At 50.3% G+C, this 18,892-nt stretch carries 15 protein-coding genes; 11 read left to right on the forward strand and 4 right to left on the reverse strand.

The features are described from left to right. Positions 1-193: 193 nt before the first annotated feature. The 3 genes from AC0YNW_RS05210 to AC0YNW_RS05220 are packed head-to-tail and all read left to right on the forward strand — an operon-like array spanning position 194 to position 3,697. Positions 194-1,528 (forward strand): spore germination protein, encoded by a 1,335-nt coding sequence (locus AC0YNW_RS05210; RefSeq protein WP_475831012.1) that lies wholly within the window; start codon positions 194-196, stop codon positions 1,526-1,528. Continuing rightward, positions 1,521-2,612 carry a GerAB/ArcD/ProY family transporter gene (locus AC0YNW_RS05215; RefSeq protein WP_475831013.1) on the forward strand — a complete coding sequence of 364 codons (1,092 nt, stop codon included), beginning with the start codon at positions 1,521-1,523 and terminating at the stop codon, positions 2,610-2,612. The genes AC0YNW_RS05210 and AC0YNW_RS05215 overlap by 8 nt, the downstream gene beginning before the upstream one ends. Beyond that, positions 2,609-3,697: a Ger(x)C family spore germination protein gene (locus AC0YNW_RS05220; RefSeq protein WP_475831014.1), complete on the forward strand. Its 1,089-nt coding sequence runs from the start codon at positions 2,609-2,611 to the stop codon at positions 3,695-3,697. Before AC0YNW_RS05215 ends, AC0YNW_RS05220 begins: the two co-directional genes overlap by 4 nt. 103 nt (positions 3,698-3,800) lie before the next feature. On the opposite strand, the gene AC0YNW_RS05225 is transcribed toward AC0YNW_RS05220, so the two are convergent. Further along, the gene (locus AC0YNW_RS05225; protein WP_475831015.1) at positions 3,801-4,040 is read right to left on the reverse strand and encodes an indolepyruvate ferredoxin oxidoreductase subunit alpha; all 240 of its coding nucleotides are present in this window, start codon (positions 4,038-4,040) and stop codon (positions 3,801-3,803) included. A 192-nt stretch (positions 4,041-4,232) separates the two neighbouring features. Here AC0YNW_RS05225 and AC0YNW_RS05230 point away from each other — a divergent pair, with 192 nt between their 5' ends. Both AC0YNW_RS05230 and AC0YNW_RS05235 read left to right on the forward strand, forming a co-directional pair. Next, positions 4,233-4,586: a HesB/IscA family protein gene (locus AC0YNW_RS05230; protein WP_475831016.1), complete on the forward strand. Its 354-nt coding sequence runs from the start codon at positions 4,233-4,235 to the stop codon at positions 4,584-4,586. A 29-nt stretch (positions 4,587-4,615) separates the two neighbouring features. Then, positions 4,616-5,617, forward strand: coding sequence for an NAD(P)/FAD-dependent oxidoreductase (locus AC0YNW_RS05235; RefSeq protein ID WP_475831017.1), 1,002 nt, complete (start codon positions 4,616-4,618; stop codon positions 5,615-5,617). A 59-nt stretch (positions 5,618-5,676) separates the two neighbouring features. Here AC0YNW_RS05235 and trhO read toward each other — a convergent pair whose 3' ends face one another. Together trhO and AC0YNW_RS05245 are read right to left on the reverse strand one after the other, a co-directional pair. Further along, complete coding sequence (trhO, locus tag AC0YNW_RS05240; RefSeq protein WP_475831018.1) at positions 5,677-6,582, reverse strand: oxygen-dependent tRNA uridine(34) hydroxylase TrhO; 906 nt, start codon at positions 6,580-6,582, stop codon at positions 5,677-5,679. A gap of 167 nt (positions 6,583-6,749) precedes the next feature. Further along, positions 6,750-7,400 carry a helix-turn-helix transcriptional regulator gene (locus tag AC0YNW_RS05245; RefSeq protein WP_387475166.1) on the reverse strand — a complete coding sequence of 217 codons (651 nt, stop codon included), beginning with the start codon at positions 7,398-7,400 and terminating at the stop codon, positions 6,750-6,752. Positions 7,401-8,021: 621 nt separating this feature from the next. On the opposite strand from AC0YNW_RS05245, the gene AC0YNW_RS05250 reads away from it, so the two are divergent. After that, complete coding sequence (locus tag AC0YNW_RS05250) at positions 8,022-10,403, forward strand: polyprenyl synthetase family protein (RefSeq protein WP_475831019.1); 2,382 nt, start codon at positions 8,022-8,024, stop codon at positions 10,401-10,403. A gap of 100 nt (positions 10,404-10,503) precedes the next feature. Here AC0YNW_RS05250 and AC0YNW_RS05255 read toward each other — a convergent pair whose 3' ends face one another. Further along, positions 10,504-12,627: a heavy metal translocating P-type ATPase gene (locus AC0YNW_RS05255; protein ID WP_475831020.1), complete on the reverse strand. Its 2,124-nt coding sequence runs from the start codon at positions 12,625-12,627 to the stop codon at positions 10,504-10,506. 225 nt (positions 12,628-12,852) lie between these two features. Between AC0YNW_RS05255 and AC0YNW_RS05260 the strand changes: the two genes are divergently transcribed. The 5 genes from AC0YNW_RS05260 to AC0YNW_RS05280 all read left to right on the forward strand — a co-directional run bounded on the left by AC0YNW_RS05260 (position 12,853) and on the right by AC0YNW_RS05280 (position 18,876). Continuing rightward, positions 12,853-14,349, forward strand: coding sequence for a spore germination protein (locus tag AC0YNW_RS05260; protein WP_475831021.1), 1,497 nt, complete (start codon positions 12,853-12,855; stop codon positions 14,347-14,349). Then, on the forward strand, positions 14,346-15,545 hold the full coding sequence (locus AC0YNW_RS05265) for a Ger(x)C family spore germination protein (RefSeq protein ID WP_475831022.1): 1,200 nt from the start codon (positions 14,346-14,348) through the stop codon (positions 15,543-15,545). The genes AC0YNW_RS05260 and AC0YNW_RS05265 overlap by 4 nt, the downstream gene beginning before the upstream one ends. Further along, the gene (locus AC0YNW_RS05270; protein WP_475831023.1) at positions 15,532-16,635 is read left to right on the forward strand and encodes a GerAB/ArcD/ProY family transporter; all 1,104 of its coding nucleotides are present in this window, start codon (positions 15,532-15,534) and stop codon (positions 16,633-16,635) included. The genes AC0YNW_RS05265 and AC0YNW_RS05270 overlap by 14 nt, the downstream gene beginning before the upstream one ends. After that, a complete protein-coding gene (locus tag AC0YNW_RS05275) occupies positions 16,632-16,835 on the forward strand; it encodes a hypothetical protein (RefSeq protein WP_475831024.1) in 204 nt (67 codons plus the stop codon). Before AC0YNW_RS05270 ends, AC0YNW_RS05275 begins: the two co-directional genes overlap by 4 nt. A 688-nt stretch (positions 16,836-17,523) precedes the next feature. Beyond that, on the forward strand, positions 17,524-18,876 hold the full coding sequence (locus AC0YNW_RS05280; protein ID WP_475831271.1) for a lytic polysaccharide monooxygenase: 1,353 nt from the start codon (positions 17,524-17,526) through the stop codon (positions 18,874-18,876). Positions 18,877-18,892 lie beyond the last annotated feature (16 nt).

An 18,892-nucleotide genomic window follows, 5' to 3' on the forward strand; every position in this document is an offset into this window, starting at 1 on the left:
TTTGTTGCAGATTAAATTCCTTCAGAGCCGTAGCAAAGGAATCAGGGTGCAACAGCGATCGGAAGAATAGTTCTTGCGGAGTTTGTGCAATTAGCTAAGGATTGGTCTTTCTAGGAAAAAGGTTGAAGCTCTGCGCGCATATTATCCAGAAAACGGGAAAATATAGTATGAAAAATGATGAGGAGAATCTGCCTTGAAATTAATCGATCAGGTCATCCTGCGCATAGGCCAAGATTCGGACTTCATGCGGTTTCCCACGACGATGGCAGGTGAATCAGTCGTATTGCTCGGCTATCAAACCTTTTTCGATTTTGCTGAGACACTGCGCCATCTTCAAGCTCAATCCGCGCGAATCGCGGATACCGATGGGAGAGATTCGCCGCCCCTCATTCAGGGATTAGGCCAATTTCTTGACGAACCGGATGCGGACCGGCTGGTTTCTCTCTTAATGCGCGGGCAATTGCTGATCTGGTTCGAGGGCAGAGACCGGATTATCAGCTTCACGCCAACAGCCCGTCTCTTGTCCAGAAACATCGAAGCGCCCATTACCGAAAGCGTTGTGCGAGGCTCGATCAGCGCCTTTGTCGAAGACATGGATACGAATATTGGGCTTATCCGCAAGCATGCAGCTGCCGAAGATTTGAGAACTCAATCGTACTGGACAGGAGCGGACAAGCAGAAGCAGATCGTCTTAATCTACCGGGAGAGATGCGTCATCCCTGGCCTGCTGGAGGGCGTGATTCAGAAGCTGGAAGAGAATATCAGCATGAATGTGCAAAACCTGCAAAATCTGAGCAGCATGCTTGGCTTTAATCCATGGACCAGCATCACCAAATTCAACTCGACCGAGCTGCCGCAAGAGGTGGAGATGGCGCTGCAAAAAGGGAAGGTGGTGCTTATGCTGGACCGCTTCCCGTTCGCGCTTGTTGTGCCGAGCCTGCTAACGGATATGTTCGCAGTCGAGAATGACCGGAACTTCCCGCTCCTATTCATGTATTTGACCCGTTTCCTCCGGATAATCGGTGTGCTTACCAATGTCATTATTCCTGGGCTGTATGTATCTCTTGTTTCTGTGAACCCGGACTTGCTGCGAATCGAGATTGCCTTGACGATCGCGAGAAGCCGGATGGATGTGCCTTATCCGTCGCTGGTCGAGACGCTGCTTCTGCTCATCATATTAGAGCTCATTATTGAAGCCAGCATCCGGCTGCCGAAGAGCATCGGACCTACGCTGACGATGGTAGGCGGCATCATATTAGGGCAGGCTGTCGTCAGCGCCAAGCTGGTCAGCAATATTCTCATTATTGTACTGGCGGCGACAACCATATCCAGCTCCACGGTGGTCGGATACCATAATTCGCTTACCATCCGGGCATTCAAATACTTGATCCTGTTTCTCTCTGCCGGATTCGGCTTATACGGGCTGGTAGCGGGCCTTATTCTCATATGCGCTTATATGGCGAGCGTTACCTCGTTTGGCATTCCTTATGTACATATGATGAAACCGAGCGGTGATTCCAATGGCTAAGACAGGACAGGTCATAGCCGTATTTTTGCTAAGCCAATTTGGGATCATCTTTTTCTTCTACCCGAGCCAAATTATCGAAAGCGCCGAAAGCAGCCACTGGCTGCCTGTTGCGATGAGCTTCTTTTTCTACCTCATTATGGTCGGAATCTATCTGAAGGGGGTAGACTACTTCGGCGGGCAGAAAAGCATCATCTCGATTTTGCAGGAAAAGGGCAGAGTTGTTGCGATTGTGATGCTTCTTCCGGTCGCCGTCTATTTTACCGTCGTGTCGATCATTACGCTCCGCGCGTATTCCGAAGTCATCATGTCACTCTTCCTCACCAGCACGCCGATATGGGCGATTATGGCGCTGCTTCTCGGAATTGCGGTGTATATTGCCTATCTAGGGCTGGAAGCGATATTCCGCACGGCTGTACTTGTTGTTTTGCTGGCAGCGCCCATTGTCTTGTTCGTTTTGCTCAGCTCATTCCAGAATGCCGATTGGAACTATCTGTTTCCGCTGCTGGACAAGGAGGCCTTGTCGTTTTCGTTCATGACCCATCCCGCATTCTACAAGAGCTTGCTTGCCTTCAGCGGAGGCTTTCTGTTTCTTGGATTCATCCAGCCGGCAGTAGCCTTCAAACCTTCGAGAGTTCTGATCGCATGCATCTGCATGCTTCCGGTCCTGCTCGTATCGGTCTATATCCCGATTTTGACCTATGGCAGATCGACTGCAGTGCTGTTCAATTTGCCCTTTCTGGAGACTGCGGAGACGGTCGAGATTACATGGCTGATGTTCGATCGTGTATCGATGTTTTTCATGGTGTGTCTGATCTCGTTTATTATGCTGCTGCTTGCGCTTATTATATGGATGACCGTACGTGTGCTGCAACTGACAGTCCGTACACCGGATTGGGTACCGCTGCTCCTCCTTGCGGCGATGATCTATATGATCTGTCTGCTCATTCCGGATTGGCTCGTGCTGGATCGCTTGCTTTGGTGGAATGCGATTCCTCGTATCTATGCGATTGTCATTTTGCCAATTGTACTGTTCGTGATAGGATATCGGCACGCGAAGAACCAGAAAGCGAGGGAGAGCGGATGAGTCCTTATACACGCAGGCGCATTGCGGCGCTGTTGCTGCTAGTTGCAGGTGTTGGGACATTAACGGGCTGCTGGGACAACAAAGATATCAATCACCGTTCACTTCCCGTTGTGATGGGCATCTCCAAGTCCGAAGACCTGTATACCGTTGTGCTGCAAATTCCGGAGCCCAGCCAAAACTCGAATACGGGGACAGATTTCCGGTTTGTACAGGCAACAGGGAGTACGATCAACGAGATCGTGGATCGAATCGGCGCCAATATGGAGACGCAGATGGATCTGCTTCATCTGAAAGTGATTTTAATTGAACAGGGATATGCAGAGAAAGGGATTAACGATGCCGTGTCTGCGTTTATGCGAACGAACGTCATTTCTCCGCGAACGATGGCCGTCATCTGTGATGAGCGGATCGAGCATTTTTTCTCGAAGATCAAACGGTATAGCAAAAATAACGGCACCATATTGGAGGATTTCTTCCAATTCAATGCCGGATGGAGCCCGCAGGTGGCGCAGTCCCGTATATGGGAGCTGTTCCGAAGCATACACTCGTATACACATGACGAAGCGATTCCGATTATCAAATCCGGCAGCGGGACAGTCATCGAGACGATGGGCAGCGGCATTATCCGAAACGGGAAGATGGTAGGGCGGCTATCCGCGAATGAGACATTGCTGGCCAATATCTTCAATGGGCTGGATGTAAAGGGCAAGATTGAGGTGATGAACAGTGCGACTGTTCAAATTGTAGGCAGCCGAATTCGCAATAAGAGCTCTATGGAAGACGGGATACCGGTGTTGAAAAGCAAAATTCATTTGAAAGTAACGCTTCTGGAGATGAAAGGAAACCCGACAAAAGAGCAGGTCAAAGAACAGCTGCAGACGATTCTGGAGCAACGGCTCACTGGTGTGTTGAAGAAAATGAAGACCGAGCAAGCGGACATATTGGGAATTGGCCAGCTATACCGCAACAAGCTGACACGGGATCAGCTGCAGGCTTGGCGCACCGATTATTTGCCGCATCTGAAGACGGACATTACCTTTGAAGTATCCATCGAAAGCGAGGGAGACTTGAAGATGGGCGCATGAAGCGGAAGATCCAGCATGTCCTGAGCAGGACTAGGACTGATCCAGGGATAATTAGAAGATCCCCCGGGCCAGTCCTATTGCTGCTGGAGCCCCGTTTATCACATTACGCGTTTTGGAAAAAATGAATAGCTTTCTCTATGTAATGCGACTCACTCGAGGGGACATCGTCTTCCTCGAATACGGCTCCTACAGGGCAAGCCGCTTCGCATGCGCCGCATGAAATACAGAGATCGGGATCAATGAAATATTGATCGTCGCCTTCGACAATGCAGTCTACCGGGCATACGTCTACACATTCAGCCGCTTTTTCCGGAATACAGGGAGAAGTAATGACAAATGCCATGCTTGAATCCTCCTTAGTGGGTATGGGAAGTGACACCATTAATCTTAGACACGAACGCCAACTTAGTCAACATTATCGTTTAAAAAGTTTACTTATTGACTCCTTCCGAAATTACGATTATGATTTACTTATAAGTTTTTATACCCAAACATATAAAAAGTGTGGATTCCATCTGAAATGAGGTTGAGATAGATGATAGAAATCAGTGAAAACGCATCTGAGCAGATTCTTGAGATGCTGGACAATTTGAATCTTGAGCACATGTATCTTCGTGTTGGTGTCGTCGATGGAGGCTGCAGCGGCCTGTCCTACGACCTGCGCTTCGATGATCAACGGACGGAGGAGGACATCTTCTTGTCCATGAACGGCTTTCAAGTGCTTGTAGAGTCCAGAAGCATGCCGTTTCTGGAAGGTCTGAAAATCGATTACCAAAGACAAGGAATGACCGGAGGGTTCACCATGGACAATCCGAATGTGAAAGCCAGCTGCGGCTGCGGAGCAAGCTTCCGGACTGCCATGTATAAAGGAACCGCCAAGAAGTGCTAACATCATTGTTTTAGAGAGGAATGCAAGTCATGATCATGGAAAAGCAACAAGAAATAGTAGATATGCTTATTATCGGTGGAGGACCGGCGGGGATGTTCGCCGCCTTCTATGCCGGCATGCGCCAATCCAGTATGAAAATCATTGACAGTATGCCGCAGCTCGGGGGGCAATTGGCCGCTCTCTATCCGGAGAAAAATATATATGATGTGGCGGGCTTCCCCGCGGTTACAGCCGGGGAGCTGGTGTCGCGCTTGGAGCAGCAGCTCAGCATGTTCCCAGTCCAGGTGCATCTGGAAGAGAAGGTGCAGCAGGTTGTGAAAGAAGAGGAACGGCGATTCAGAGTTGTGACAGATAAAGGCGTCCATTATGGCCGTACGGTTATTATTGCGGGCGGTGTAGGCGCGTTCGAGCCAAGACCGTTGGAGCTTGCCGAGGCAAGAGACTATGCGGGCAAGGGGCTGTATTATTTTATAAGCGACCTGCAAGCATTCGCCGGACAGGATGTAGTGATCTGTGGCGGAGGGGATTCCGCAGTCGACTGGTCGCTTATGCTGGAGCCGATCGCGAAGAGCGTTACGCTCATTCATCGCAGAGATAAATTCAGAGCCCACGAGCATAGTGTAGAGCAGCTCATGAGGTCTAGCGTGAAGGTTATGACTTCAATGGAAGTTAAGGGATTATCCGGTGATGAGCGGTTGGAAGGGATGACCGTTGTGAGCAGCAAGTCAGGCGAGGCAATGACGCTACCCTGCGATTCGCTCATTGTGAATTACGGATTTGTGTCTTCGCTTGGACCGATTGCACAGTGGGGGATCGAGGTTCAGCAGGGCTCGATTCGAGTGGATTCCAGAATGGAGACCAGCATTCCGGGGATCTTCGCGGCAGGAGACATTACGACGTATCCCGGCAAGCTGAAGCTGATTGCGGTGGGATTCGGCGAAGCGCCGACGGCGGTCAACAATGCCAAGGTGTATATCGATCCACAGGCGCGATTGTCGCCCGGTCATAGCAGTCATATGAAGTTTAAGTGACCTTTATATAGCACAAGAAAACGGCGAGTTCCCAATCGGGAACTCGCCGTTTCTATCGATTAAAGAGCTTGTTGTCGGAGGCTGTCATTCGTCTTGCAGTCGTCGGAGCAGTAGCCCTCATGCGTCTCCAGACAATCCTCGCAGACCAGATGCTGGTGATGACACAGATCATCAGCGCAATTAATGTAATGATCGGTCGGACTGTCGCAATGATGGCACTTGCCGACAGTGATGTCTTCTTCCGTCTGGTTAATACGGACAGAGATGCGCTCATCGAATACATACATTTTGCCATCGAAGAGACGTCCTTGCACGACCGGGTCCTTGCCGTAAGTGGCGATGCCGCCATCAAGCTGGGCAACATCGCTGAAGCCTTCATTCATTAAGACGCCAGTAAGCTTCTCGCAGCGGATGCCGCCTGTGCAGTAAGTCAGGATGGTTTTGTCCTTCGCATCCTGCAGGTTATTGCGAATCCATTCCGGGAATTCGCGGAAGGACTCTACCGTAGGACGGATCGCTCCGCGGAAGTGGCCAAGATCGTATTCATAGTCGTTTCGTCCGTCGATAATAACGACATCGTCACGCTGGAGCTGCTCGTGGAATTGTTCAGGCGACAAGCGTTTGCCGCTAGTGACATTGGGATCGAGCGGCGTAGGGTAGCGAAGCGTAACAAGCTCCTTCTTGGGACGCACGAACAATTTCTTGAAGGCATGCTGGTCGGTTTCGTCGACCTTGAAGACCATATCCGAGAAGTGGGGATGGCTGCGCATATAAGCGACATAGGCATCCGTCTGCTCCACAGTGCCGGACAATGTGCCGTTAATGCCTTCCTCAGCGATAAGAATTCTTCCTTTGACGCCAAGCTCCTTGCAATAAGCCAGATGCTCTGCGGCGAATGCTTCATAGTCCGTAATGGTGACATATTTGTAGTACAACAAGATGCGGTAAGGCTGGTTTGTTTCCATGTTCAGTACACTCCTCATAAGTTGACGCTTGCTTGATCCAGACAGATGGATTGCTGCGTTTCATTCGTTGTAAGACCAGGTTGCCCTGAGTAAAGCTGCGAATCTATATAATCAACATAGTGAATACTATTGTATATAAAGTAGAAGCGCAGAGCCGGTGTTATCATCTATTGCGCAGGATCGGAGGAGTTCTTCTTCCGAATGCGGTAGACGCATTTCTTGCCTTGCTTGGCCAGGCATTCCGTTCGTTTCACCTCGGCGCCTAGCAGCGATTCGAATAGCCGAAGCTCGCAGGTGCAGGCATGATTGTAGTTATTGGCTACTTGATAGATTGGACAATTATATTCTGTTAACTCATATACATCATCCGAGGTTTTCTCCCAGGTGGCCATGTAACCGTTGTTGCTCTGAATCTGGGTCAAGGCCGCAATCTTGCTCTCCAGGTCCTTGCCGTCCAGATTGTGCAGATATCGCTTCTGCAAGGATACTTGCCGCAGATCGAACAGATGATTGACCATCTCTTCTCCGGCTTCTTCCTTGAGCTCGGACAGCAGATCAAGCGCAACGGCGTGATATCGCTTCGGGAAAAAATCCTCGGCTTTCTCCGTCAAGCGATAGACCGATACCGGGCGTCCCATCGGCTGCCGGACTGTCGTATATTCAATCAGCTCTTCCTTCTCCAGTACGGCGAGATGCCTGCGGACGGCCATTCCGGTAATGCCGAGCTGCTCTGTAATATCTTTGGCACTCAACTCGCTTTGGGTTTTGAGCATTTTCATAATGATTTCTCGTGTGGATAATTCAAGTTCCTCTTTCATTGCCCCTTCACCTCCCGCTTCAGAATAGGCCCCAACATAAATAAGAGTAGGGAGATTGAAATAGAGTCCTTAGACCTTATCCACGTGAACCTACATCATCTATATTATATATAAAAGATGAAGCTATGTATACTAATGAGCGGTCAACGTTCTTCTATCTCCGTTTGTAAGTTATGACAATTGCATTTGCTGCGTTATGAAGCAGAAGAGATGTGATTCCATTAAGGCTTAATGTCTATATTTACATCTCTCGAATAGAATTGTATGTTGATTATAGATTTCATTTATGATCTGCGATAATTCCTTAGCACGATAAAGGAGATATACGGTATGGCATATGTGCAGGTGAACAACTATATAAGAGAAGTTCTATCGTTCAAGGCTCCAGCTTGTTTCAATTAATGGCATTAACCTTATTCCTGAAGGTTTGCGGAAATGCCTTTCATTCCCTCTTGATATCTTCGTAACCCAAGTGATTCCTTCGCGTATATAGTGGTAAGCATGATCCGGCGGTCGGCCAGGGCAGAATAGCCAAGACCGGCCCTCTATGGAGCGACCTCATCTGTCCGAATGGAACAAGTAAATCAAATTATCATAATAGAAGTTGAGGGAACCCACTGTATGAATGAGACGTTAATGGATGATGCCGATGCATGGTATCGGCGGGCGGAGCAGAAAGCCGCCCACTATTTTGCCGCCTTACACAGGCAGGTGACCGACAAGTCGTATGTACCTGCACTTACAGAAGATATTCGACATTGGAAAAGAAACCCGATCCACCAAACGGTGATGTCGCTAATGGCAAGAAGCGCACGCAAGCCGGACTCCCGTCACGATAACCGCTATATTCAGTGGTTGAAGTATACGGGCAAGCTGGATGATTATTTGGATCGAAGCGTCTCCTATATCTATATGAGAGATTTGGGCCAGGCGCTTGATTCTCCGAAGACCCAACAGAAAATACGCAGAGTAGTTAATGACGTTAAGAAAAGGTTAATCAGCTCCTCGAAGCAGGGCGAGGGAGGACAAGCAGACGAGTTCAGCATGGCAGTCTTGTATCGCTGGGCTCAGAAGGAAGGCGTCGAGGATGCTGTGATTTGGGTTATGGGTAAGCTGAAGACGGTATCTTCAAGATTGCCGGAGGAGATGAACGCGGATCATGCCTTGCGCAAGCTGATCAAGATCATCGTCGGAGTCGTCCTGCATGTTACAGATGATCTGGATGAGGAGACCGATCCCGCCGAACGTTCCAAAAGGCTTAATGAAGCGATAAGGCTCGGCTATTCCTATGGCCTGACCTACCCGTTTATCGATGATTTGCTGGATTGCGGGCTCCTTGATGTGAAGGAGAAGCAGCAATATTCCGAGATGATTCGCCGCTCGATTCTAGAAGGAACGGTCCCTGAGCACTGCGATTGGTCAGGCTCGAATCGGGAACTTGTGCAATACGTTCATGCGGAGCTTCGCGAAGCATTTAATTACATTAAATATTATCAAAAGCCGGACCGATTACAGACGTTCTATGAGCAATCCTATGTGTTTTTCCAATCTCAAGATAAGGATAGACGCAAAGAACTGGTGAACCCGGCATACACGAATGAAGAGCTGTATTACCCCATTATTCTGAAATCTGCCTCTTCGCGCTTAATCGTCAGAACCGTTCTAAGCGCCTCCGAGGATGATGGCTTCGACCAGCATACCTTCTACTACGGCATCTATAATCAACTGGCGGATGATTTTGCCGATGTATTCGACGACATGCGAGACGGTGCAGTTACGCCGTATACGTATTACCTCACATATCGTGACCAGCGACCGGATTTGATTAATCCGTTCGAATTGTATTGGACCGTCATTGCTCATCTGATCCATCATGTCTACCATGGCGACAGCAAGACGAGGGATATCATGCTCGACCGGGCGATTAACGGGCTGAAGCGCTGCAAAGAGAGGATCGGCACTGACAAATATAACGAAATGATGGGCATCTTGGCATCCGGCAATCCGGAATTCAACCGCCTAATCCAGCACATGGTACATAAAGCGGAAGACGTAGACTTCTACGATAAGCTGCTGCGGGACCGGCTGATTGATGTGTTGAAGCGTAATCGAGAGGAGAAGGAGGCATTTCACGAAACAGTTGAATCGGTGCGGGAGGAGATCAACGACCAGCTGCTAATCTCCGCCGACACGGATATACCGCCAATGAAGACTTCGCTTATACACGCTGCGAATTACAGCCTTGAGGGAGACGGCAAGCGTCTGCGTCCTGTATTGGCGTGGGTGATGGGTGTACAAGTGTATGGGCTGCTGCCATCTTCACTTACGCCGCTTATCCGTTCACTCGAATATATGCATACGGCATCCTTGATCTTCGACGATCTTCCATCTCAGGATAATGCTTCTGTTCGAAGAGGGAAGCCTACCCTTCATCAGGTGCATGACAGTGCAACAGCGGAACTGACGGGACTGTATCTGATTCAGAAAGCAACGCAGGAGCAGGCTTCTCTCACAGGTTTTGATCCAAAGGCGGTATTGTCACTAATGAGATATTCCTCCCAGAAGGCTGGAGAGATGAGCATGGGCCAAGCGATGGACCTGCAGTTCAAAGGCATGTCGCTGACGCTGGAACAGCTCCGGGCCGTGTCCTATTACAAGACGGGTATCGCCTTCGAAGCTTGCTTGGTTATGCCTGCCATTCTGGCCCAAGCAGATGATGCCGAGATGGAGAGGCTGAAGGTTTTCGCCTATCATGCAGGTATTGCTTTCCAGATCAAGGACGATTTGCTGGATGCAGAGGGAGATTCGCATACCCTTGGCAAGCCTGTCGGCAAGGATACGGACAACAATATCTCCTCCTTCGTCGCCATCCTTGGCCTGGATGCCGCCAGAAGAGAGATGTGGGGTCATTATTGCCAAGCTACGGATGCGCTTAGCGAGATGGGGCGGCCGAGCGGTTTTCTGAAGCAGCTTCTGCACTACATGGTGAGCCGCGATCACTAGGTACCGGTTCGTAACGATACCAAAGAACCTTCAACAGACCTCATCAGGTGTTGAAGGTTCTTTTATGTTGTAGCTTTATGAGATGATAACGAGGGAATCGCTAGTTCTTGCGAAACGTTTTGCTGTCAATCATGACGGTCAAGCTGACCAAGGTGACGAAGATCGTTGCGCCCATATCGGATAGAATGGCGATCCACAGCGTTAGCCAGCCCGGAATTGTTAACAGCAAGGCAATGACTTTTAAGCCTAGCGCGACGATTATGTTGAATTTGATGATCCGATTCACACGCTTGGCGATCGATACTGCTTCCGGCAGCTTGCCCAAGTGATCCTGCATCAAGACGATGTCTGCTGTCTCAATCGCGCTGTCTGTGCCTTTGCCCATTGCAATGCCTAGCTGCGCGGATGCAAGCGCAGGGGCGTCATTGATCCCGTCGCCGATCATAGCGACTGTGCCTTGTGCAGACAGCTCCTTCACCCGATTGACTTTATCTTCGGGAAGCAGCCCGCCGTAATAGTCGGAGACGCCGACAGCTGCAGCTACCTTCTCCGCTGTCTTCGGATGATCGCCTGTCAGCATGACGGTATGCTTAATGCCAAGCTGATGCAGCGAGGCAATGACATTGCGGCTTTCTTCGCGGATCTCGTCAGAGATGCCGAACAAGCCAAGCACCTGCTGATCGTCAGCGACCAGGACGAGTGTCAGTCCGTCTTCCTTCATGCCGTTAATCCGGGCTTGAACAAAATCCGGTATGGACAGATGGCCAATGCTTTTTTCATTGCCCAGCCAATAGCTCTCACCGTTGATACGAGCCTGTATGCCGCTGCCGGATAAGGTTTTAATCTCGTCCGTCTCCGGGAGGTCAGCTCCTTTGCTCTTGACTTCCTTCATGATAGCTTTTGCTAACGGGTGGGAAGAGGTGCTTTCGATAGCCCCGGCAATAGGGAAGAATCGTTCCTCATCATACACCTCAACCTGCGCGACATGCGGTTCGCCTTTGGTCAACGTTCCCGTCTTGTCGAAGGCTAGCGTGTCAATCTTGCCAAGCTGCTCCAGAAAGACGCCGCCTTTCACGAGTATGCCATTGCGGGCGGTACGCGTAATGCCAGACACGATGGCGATTGGCGAAGAAAGGATAAGCGCGCAAGGGCAACCGACAATGAGAACGGACAGTCCTTGATAGAGCGAGCCCATCCATTCACCCTGGAAGAAGAGGGGCGGTACGACCATGACAATCGCAGCGATGAGCATAATCAGCGGCGTATAATACTTGGCGAATTTATTGATGAATAGCTCAGTAGGTGTCTTGGTCTCTTGCGCTTCCTGCACAAGATGCAATATTTTAGCCAGGGAGGAATCCTTATAGGCCTTCACAATACGAACAATCAGCAGCCCTTCATTGTTGATACTGCCCCCATAGACAAGCTCGCCTGTCTCTTTCTCCACCGGCAAGGATTCCCCTGTAATTGCGGCTTCATTCACCGAGCTTCTGCCATCCGATACGATGCCGTCGGAGGGGATCTTCTCACCGGGCTTGATCTTAACCAGATCACCAACCTGCAGCGAAGCGATGGGGACGATCCGCTCTTGTCCATGCTCCAGCTTGATGGCCTCCTTGGGCGCTACTTGGAGCAAGGTTTCCATGGACCTTCTTGCTTTCTCCATGCCATAGCCTTCAAGCAATTCGTTCAGGCCGAACAGTATGGCCACTAATGTGGCTTCCTTCCATTCGCCGATTGCGACAGCGCCTATTAATGCGATGGTCATTAAGGTATCGATATTGAAGGTAAGCTTGAACAAATTCTTCAAGCCGCGAATGAAGGTGGTATAACCGCTGATGACCGTGGCCAGCAAGAAGAGAAGAATGATGGCTTGTTGATCCAGCAAGCCTTCCAGCAGCAAAGCGGCAGCATAGATGATGCCAGAGCCGATAAGCAGCTTGAGCATTCTGGAATTGCCTTCTCCATGCGAATGGCTGTGGTCATGGCCGTCATGATCGCCATGCTCCCCCGAATGATCGTGGTCATGCGGCTTGGCGATATAAGCGCCGTCCGATTTCAGAATGCGATTGACATCGGTCATGGACACGTCGGGGTGAAGAGTCAGCTTCCCGGAGTTGTAGCTTAGCTTAGTGTCTTGCCCATGCTCCAGCCCTTTAATCTCATCTTCAATCCGCTGGGCGCAGCCAGCGCATGAAAGTCCTTTAATACGATATTCATTCATAAGGCAACCTTCTCTCAAAACAATGTATGAATACTTACTCATATATTATGTGATTCCACAGCATAAGTCAAACCTAATTTACCCAATTTCGACGGATACAATCAGTCCTTTGCTCAAAAGAACAGGTACATTACTGTATGGGCAAGAGCTCCACATTCGTGCATATCCACAACCTGGTTGGACATACTGGAAGAAGATTACTGTTGATGAATGGGAGCTTCGCGTATGTCCAATCAAGAACCGCGCCAGGTACAGGAACCTTGCTATGACCGCCATGACCCGTCCGCATTTGTCGATTGGCTTCGGGATACGCTGCATAATCCGCCAGATCTCACGATTCATTCGCTAGTCGTAAGTCCGGATATTTCTTGCTACTGTGTGTTTCTGGATACGTTGACCGATAAGAACAAGATTGAACAGGAATTGCTGTCCTTCTTGACGGATACGGATTCATTGGAAGAGGACCATTCGCCGGAAGACAGAATTGGTGTGATCCGAAACCGTCTCCCGTTCAGTTCAATTGCCTGTACCAAAGACCCCAAGCTATGCGTGGAAAGTCTGCTTAAAGGCTTCTGTCTGATTGTGTTGTCTGGTGCTCCGGAAATGATGATGGTTCAGATCGCGCAGAGCAGCAAACGGGACGTGTCCGAGCCGCTCACGGAGTCTACGGTGCGCGGTCCCCAGCTTGGTTTTACGGAAGAGCTGGGCAGTAATCTGTCGCTGCTGCGCAAACGGATCAAAAATGTGCATCTGCACATTGAACAAGTTGTTCTCGGCACGGAAACGGAAAATCATGTGTCGTTATTATTCCTGGACAACCTGGCATCGGACGAGGTTGTAGAGGAATTCCGCAGACGCCTGCATGCCATAAAAAGCGACAGCGTGCTGGATAGCGCCTATGTGGAGGAATGGATTCAGGACCGTACATTTTCACCGTTCTCCACGCTTCTAAGCACGGAAAGACCGGATGTAGTGACGGCCCATCTATTGGAGGGCGGCGTTGCGGTATTAGTGGACGGCAGTCCTATCGCTCTTGTAGGCCCGATTACGCTGTTTCAATTTTTTATTGCCCCTGAAGACTACTATCAGCGGGCAGATATTGCGACGCTGCTGCGCTGGGTGCGCATTCTGTCGTTTATGCTTTCGATTTTTGTTCCCGCCCTTTATGTGGCTGTCGTGTCCTATCATCAGGAGCTGCTGCCGACCTCGCTGCTCATCAGCATTGCCGGACAGAGGGAGGGCGTTCCTTTCCCGGCTTTTGTAGAGGCGACCATTATGATGGTCACCTTCGAAGTGCTTCGGGAGGCCGGGCTTCGGATGCCGCGCATCGCCGGGCAGGCGATCTCGATCGTCGGCGCGCTGGTGCTCGGACAAGCGGCTGTCACGGCAGGACTGGTGTCTACGGCTATGGTGATCGTCGTGGCGATAACGGCGATTGCCAACTTTGTCGCTCCATCGTACAGCTTTGGCATTACGCAGAGACTGCTGCAGTTTTTTTATCTGATGATGGCCGGCGCTATGGGATTGTTCGGCGTGTTATGCGGTGTGTTATTCACCGTCGTTCACTTGGCTTCGATTAAATCTTTTAATGTCCCGTATCTGTCTCCTGTGGCTCCTGCGGTTTTGTCTGATTGGAAAGATGTGCTCGTCCGTGTGCCCCGTCCATGGATGAAGAGCTATCCGCAAACGAATCAGACGAAGGAAAGAAGGAGGGGGCCATGAGAGCGGCGCTCCGGAGGCTGGCGCTGGCAGGACTTGCGATATGCTGTCTGACGGGATGCTGGGACCGGACTGAAATTAATGAACTGGCGATCGTCGGTCTAGTTGGCTCGGAGGAAAATAAGGATACCGGCAGCACCATCGTTTATTATCAGATTGTCAATCCGCTAGCGTTCTCCCAAGAATCGGGGAGAGGCGGCACATCTCCGGTCTACACGTACAAGATCGAAGGCAAATCAAGAGGCGAGATGGGACATAAGTCTGCCGAAAGCGTTCCACGCAAGCTATTCACAGACCACTATCAGACCCATATCATTACGGAGTCGCTTGCCCGCAAAGGGCTGCGGCAGTTCGTTAATTTCTATGAACGGCAGTATAACCGGCGTTCCAGCCTGCTGCTGTTCGTCACGGATTCGAAGTTATCCGATGTCATGATGACCTATACGCCGCTGGAACAGCTGCCGGGCCGCACGCTGAGATCGCTTGTGTACAACACGAATAAATCCACCGGGCGAATCAGCTTAAAGTCGAGGGTAAAGGACCTGGTGGAGAACATGGAATCCAGCACCTGTACCGTGCTGCCGATTATCAGCTTGCGTGATGACAAGCCGTTTTTGACGACCAAGCGCTTTGAGTCCATTGAAGCGAATCGCAGCAATTTGGTCTTAAGCGGCGCCGCCGTATTCAAGCAGGATCGGATGATCGGGAAGATCGGGCTGCGGGAGAACGGCTTCTACAATTTATTAAAAGGCGAGACCAACAGCTTTTTTCAGTCGATCACCTTAAACAAGATGGACATTGATTTGTCCGCCAACAAAATCAAAGTGAAACAAAGCATGGCGTTGACGGGCGGAGTGCCTGTATGGAACGTATCGGTTACTGCTAATCTAGCGATTCATAATAACGAGCAGAACGAGAAGCTCTCATGGGAGAATCTGTCCCAGCTAACGGATCAGTTCAACCGCGAGGTCAGCGAGACAGCAGGGCAGCTGTATGAGAAAGCGCTGAAGAAAGATTGGGATCTGTTTGGCCTGGAAGACAAAATCAAGAACAAGCGAGGGAAGGCATGGAAGACGATCCAGGGGAAAGCAGATGCTTGGAAGGAGACCAAGCTTAATCTGACTGTCACCAGCTCGGTGAACGATGTCGGAGAGATTATTAATCCGTATGAGGGAGGACTGGCTAATGGAAAACAATAGCATGACGGTATGGCAGTTTTTCGTCCTGACGCTTTCCTTTCTGGCCGGGACCTCCTTCTTCTTCTTGCCGGGCGGCCTGATTGCAGTAGCCAAGCAGGATGCCTGGATGGTGCCGATATGGGCCGGCGCCATAGGCATCCTGGCGGCCTTGCTCTGGCTGAGGCTTGCCCGCCAGCATCCGGGCTTGTCCATTATTCAGATTTGCACTCAAGTTGCAGGTAAGCCGATCGGCGGTTTGCTGGCTATCATGTATATCTCTTATTTCATTCAGCTGTCGGTATTCATCACCCGCAATGTGGGGGACTTTATGAAACAAACCTTGATGCCGATCACGCCGCTTACTGTATTCCATGTCATGTTTTTGATTATTACCGCTTATGCCGTGATGAAGGGAATCGATACGATAGCCAGATCGTCCGAATTGCTGTTCATCATTATGGCGATTACCTTTATTCTAATCTTCTGCATGGCGCTGATTGAGTGGGACTGGAATCGGTTCCAGGGCAGCTTTCGCATGAACGTATGGGAGACGGTGAAGGAGACGCGCTACATATTCGGATTCCCATTTCTGGAGTCGCTGGTGTTTTTGATGTTATTCCCATTCGTGCAGTCTAAAGTGAAGCGAAGCTTTATTCTGGCGATTGTGGTAGCGACGGCGATGCTTAGCGTGACGACGCTTTTTACAATTGGGGTACTCGGTGTGCCGCGCGCTTCCCATGATACCTATCCGCTGTTCGTTATTGCGCAAGAGGTGCATATCGGGACATTCTTTGAGCATCTGGAATCGACGGTTGCGCTAATCTTGCTTGCCGCGATCTTCATCAAGCTCTCTATCGCTTATTATTGCTCGGTGCTGGGCTTATGTCAGCTGTTCCGCATTTCAAGCCGGTTTTGGGTGACGCTCCCCTTAATCCTGCTTATATCTGGACTTGCGCTCGGCTATGATAATGTGGTCGAAAATATCGAATTCAGCCAAAGATATGATTTTGAATACACGTTGCTTTACAGCGTGTTCATTCCGTGTCTGCTGCTTGTAGTCTCATGGATACGGAAGGGCAGGGGCAAAGGGAGGGAGGGGTCTGCTTCATGATGTGGTTTATCTTCATGTTTCTGGTCATACTTGGCGGATCTCTGACGATTATGATCAGACAGCGCGTCGCAACAAAAGAAATCGTGCTGGTGACAGGTCTGCTGCTGCTCGGCTTCGCCGATTGGATCAGCATCTTGATGAATCATAAATTCAAGTCGAGCAAGGTGATTGCGCTCCTGATTGATTTGGTCGGGCTGTAGGGTAGTTTGTCAGCTTTTCGGGCATATCCAAATTTTTTCAAAAATAATAGTACACAAATAGTAGAATTTGCATTATAATAGAATTATTCTAATACCTCAGCAGAATTCCGAACGGGAACCTATCCCAATCCGGTAAGATTCAGCTTGTTTCGACCCCACATTTTCCGCGACTATCCATCAGTCCCACTTCATTTGAACCGATTAACGCTCCAGCATCCGTCCTTACTTCCGATATGCCCTCATCAAGACATTGGCTCTACAGCTTAATTTAGAAGGAAGCCGTTCAACCGACTCCGTTTTTTGCCGTGCCCAGCTTCGCAATATTTGATCCCTCACCATAATGACAGCGCTTACAATATATGCTTGTGATGCTTGTCATATCAACTGTGTATTTCAACTCGTTTAATGCATTGTTCATCCCGTGCTACATACTGCTACCCGCGCTTGCGACCAAGCGTACGTGCGATGAACCCGTCTCAACTCGATTGTGCAGAGGTTACTATGCGTATATAGGCTCTTTATGAGTTTATATAAATCGGTTGTAAAAGGGGGTTGGTCTGTTTCGTTATGTTTTCCCGCTAGGTTTGGCCGCGACATAGAGAGGAGGCAGCCCGCTACAAGCACTCCATGATGTGTAGGAGATAGGTGGACACCCATACCAACCTAAACCCAAGGAGGTAATGTGATGATGGTTCAAGTCCGTATGAATTCGACTCTCATAAAGCGCGTTCTGATGGTTAGCGGTGGTCTCTTGCTGTTATTTGCCTGTATGCTTGCTTTTGCCAAGTCTGCATCTGCCCATGGTTATGTCGATAATCCGGCAAGCCGGGCCATTCAATGCAAAAACGGTCTGAATACGAATTGCGGTCCGATTATTTATGAGCCGCAAAGCCTTGAAGGACTAAAAGGCTTCCCGAATGCAGGTCCGGCTGACGGCAAGATTGCCAGTGCGGGGCTCGCGGCCTTCTCCGCCCTCGACCAGCAATCGGCGACTCGCTGGAACAAAGTCAATATGACAAGCGGCACGAATACGTTCACATGGAAGTTCACGGCGCGTCATGCCACGACGAGCTACCGTTACTTCATCACAAAGCCGGATTGGAATCCAAATGCGCCTCTGACTCGCGCGCAGCTGGATCTGACGCCGTTCTGTACGGTTAACGGCAATGGACAGCAGCCTCCGGCGACGCTGTCGCATACTTGTAGCGTTCCAGCGAGAACAGGCTATCATATTATTCTTGCGGTATGGGATATTGCCGATACGCCAAACGCATGGTATATCGCCATCGATGCGCAATTCGGCCCATCGGACACCATCGCTCCAACAACGCCTTCGAACCTGACAGCGGGTACAGTGGGCATTACGACTGCTGCACTTTCGTGGGGAGCTTCCACGGATAACAACAGCGTAGCCGGTTACGAGATCTACTCCGGCTCTAACCCGTCGCCAATTGCTACTGTTCCGGGCAATCAGACCAGCGTGAATGTGACGAATCTGCTCGCCGGCACGACGTATAACTTCACGGTGAAGGCCTTCGACGGATCAGGCAACCGCTCACCAGCGAGCAATAGCGTTACGGTGACGACGGTTGCGCAGCCGATCGACAATACGCCGCCGACCAACCCGACAGGACTGCATGTCATGGGAACGCCGGGCTCCAACTCGGTAACGCTCATGTGGAGTGCATCCACAGATGCGAACGGCATTGCCGGCTACCGGATCTACTCTGGCAACACGGTGGTCGCTACAGTGGTGGGAACGGATACGGAAAAGCTCGTGACGGGCTTGTCGCCGAACACATCGTATACGTTCACCGTCAGAGCCTATGACCCGTCGAATAATGAGTCCGGCAACAGCAATTCCATTACGGCTACGACGGCTCAGGGCCCAAGCGCGACGCCATGGGCGCCGAACACGTCGTATGCGGTGAATGCACTGGTTTCCTATAACGGCAAAGTCTACAAATGCATCCAGGGGCATACTTCGCTTACAGGCTGGGAGCCAAGCAATGTACCAGCTCTCTGGCAGCTGCAGCCTTAGAACGTCTTCATAAATA

It is taken from the genome of Paenibacillus sp. J31R120 (assembly GCF_056269225.1).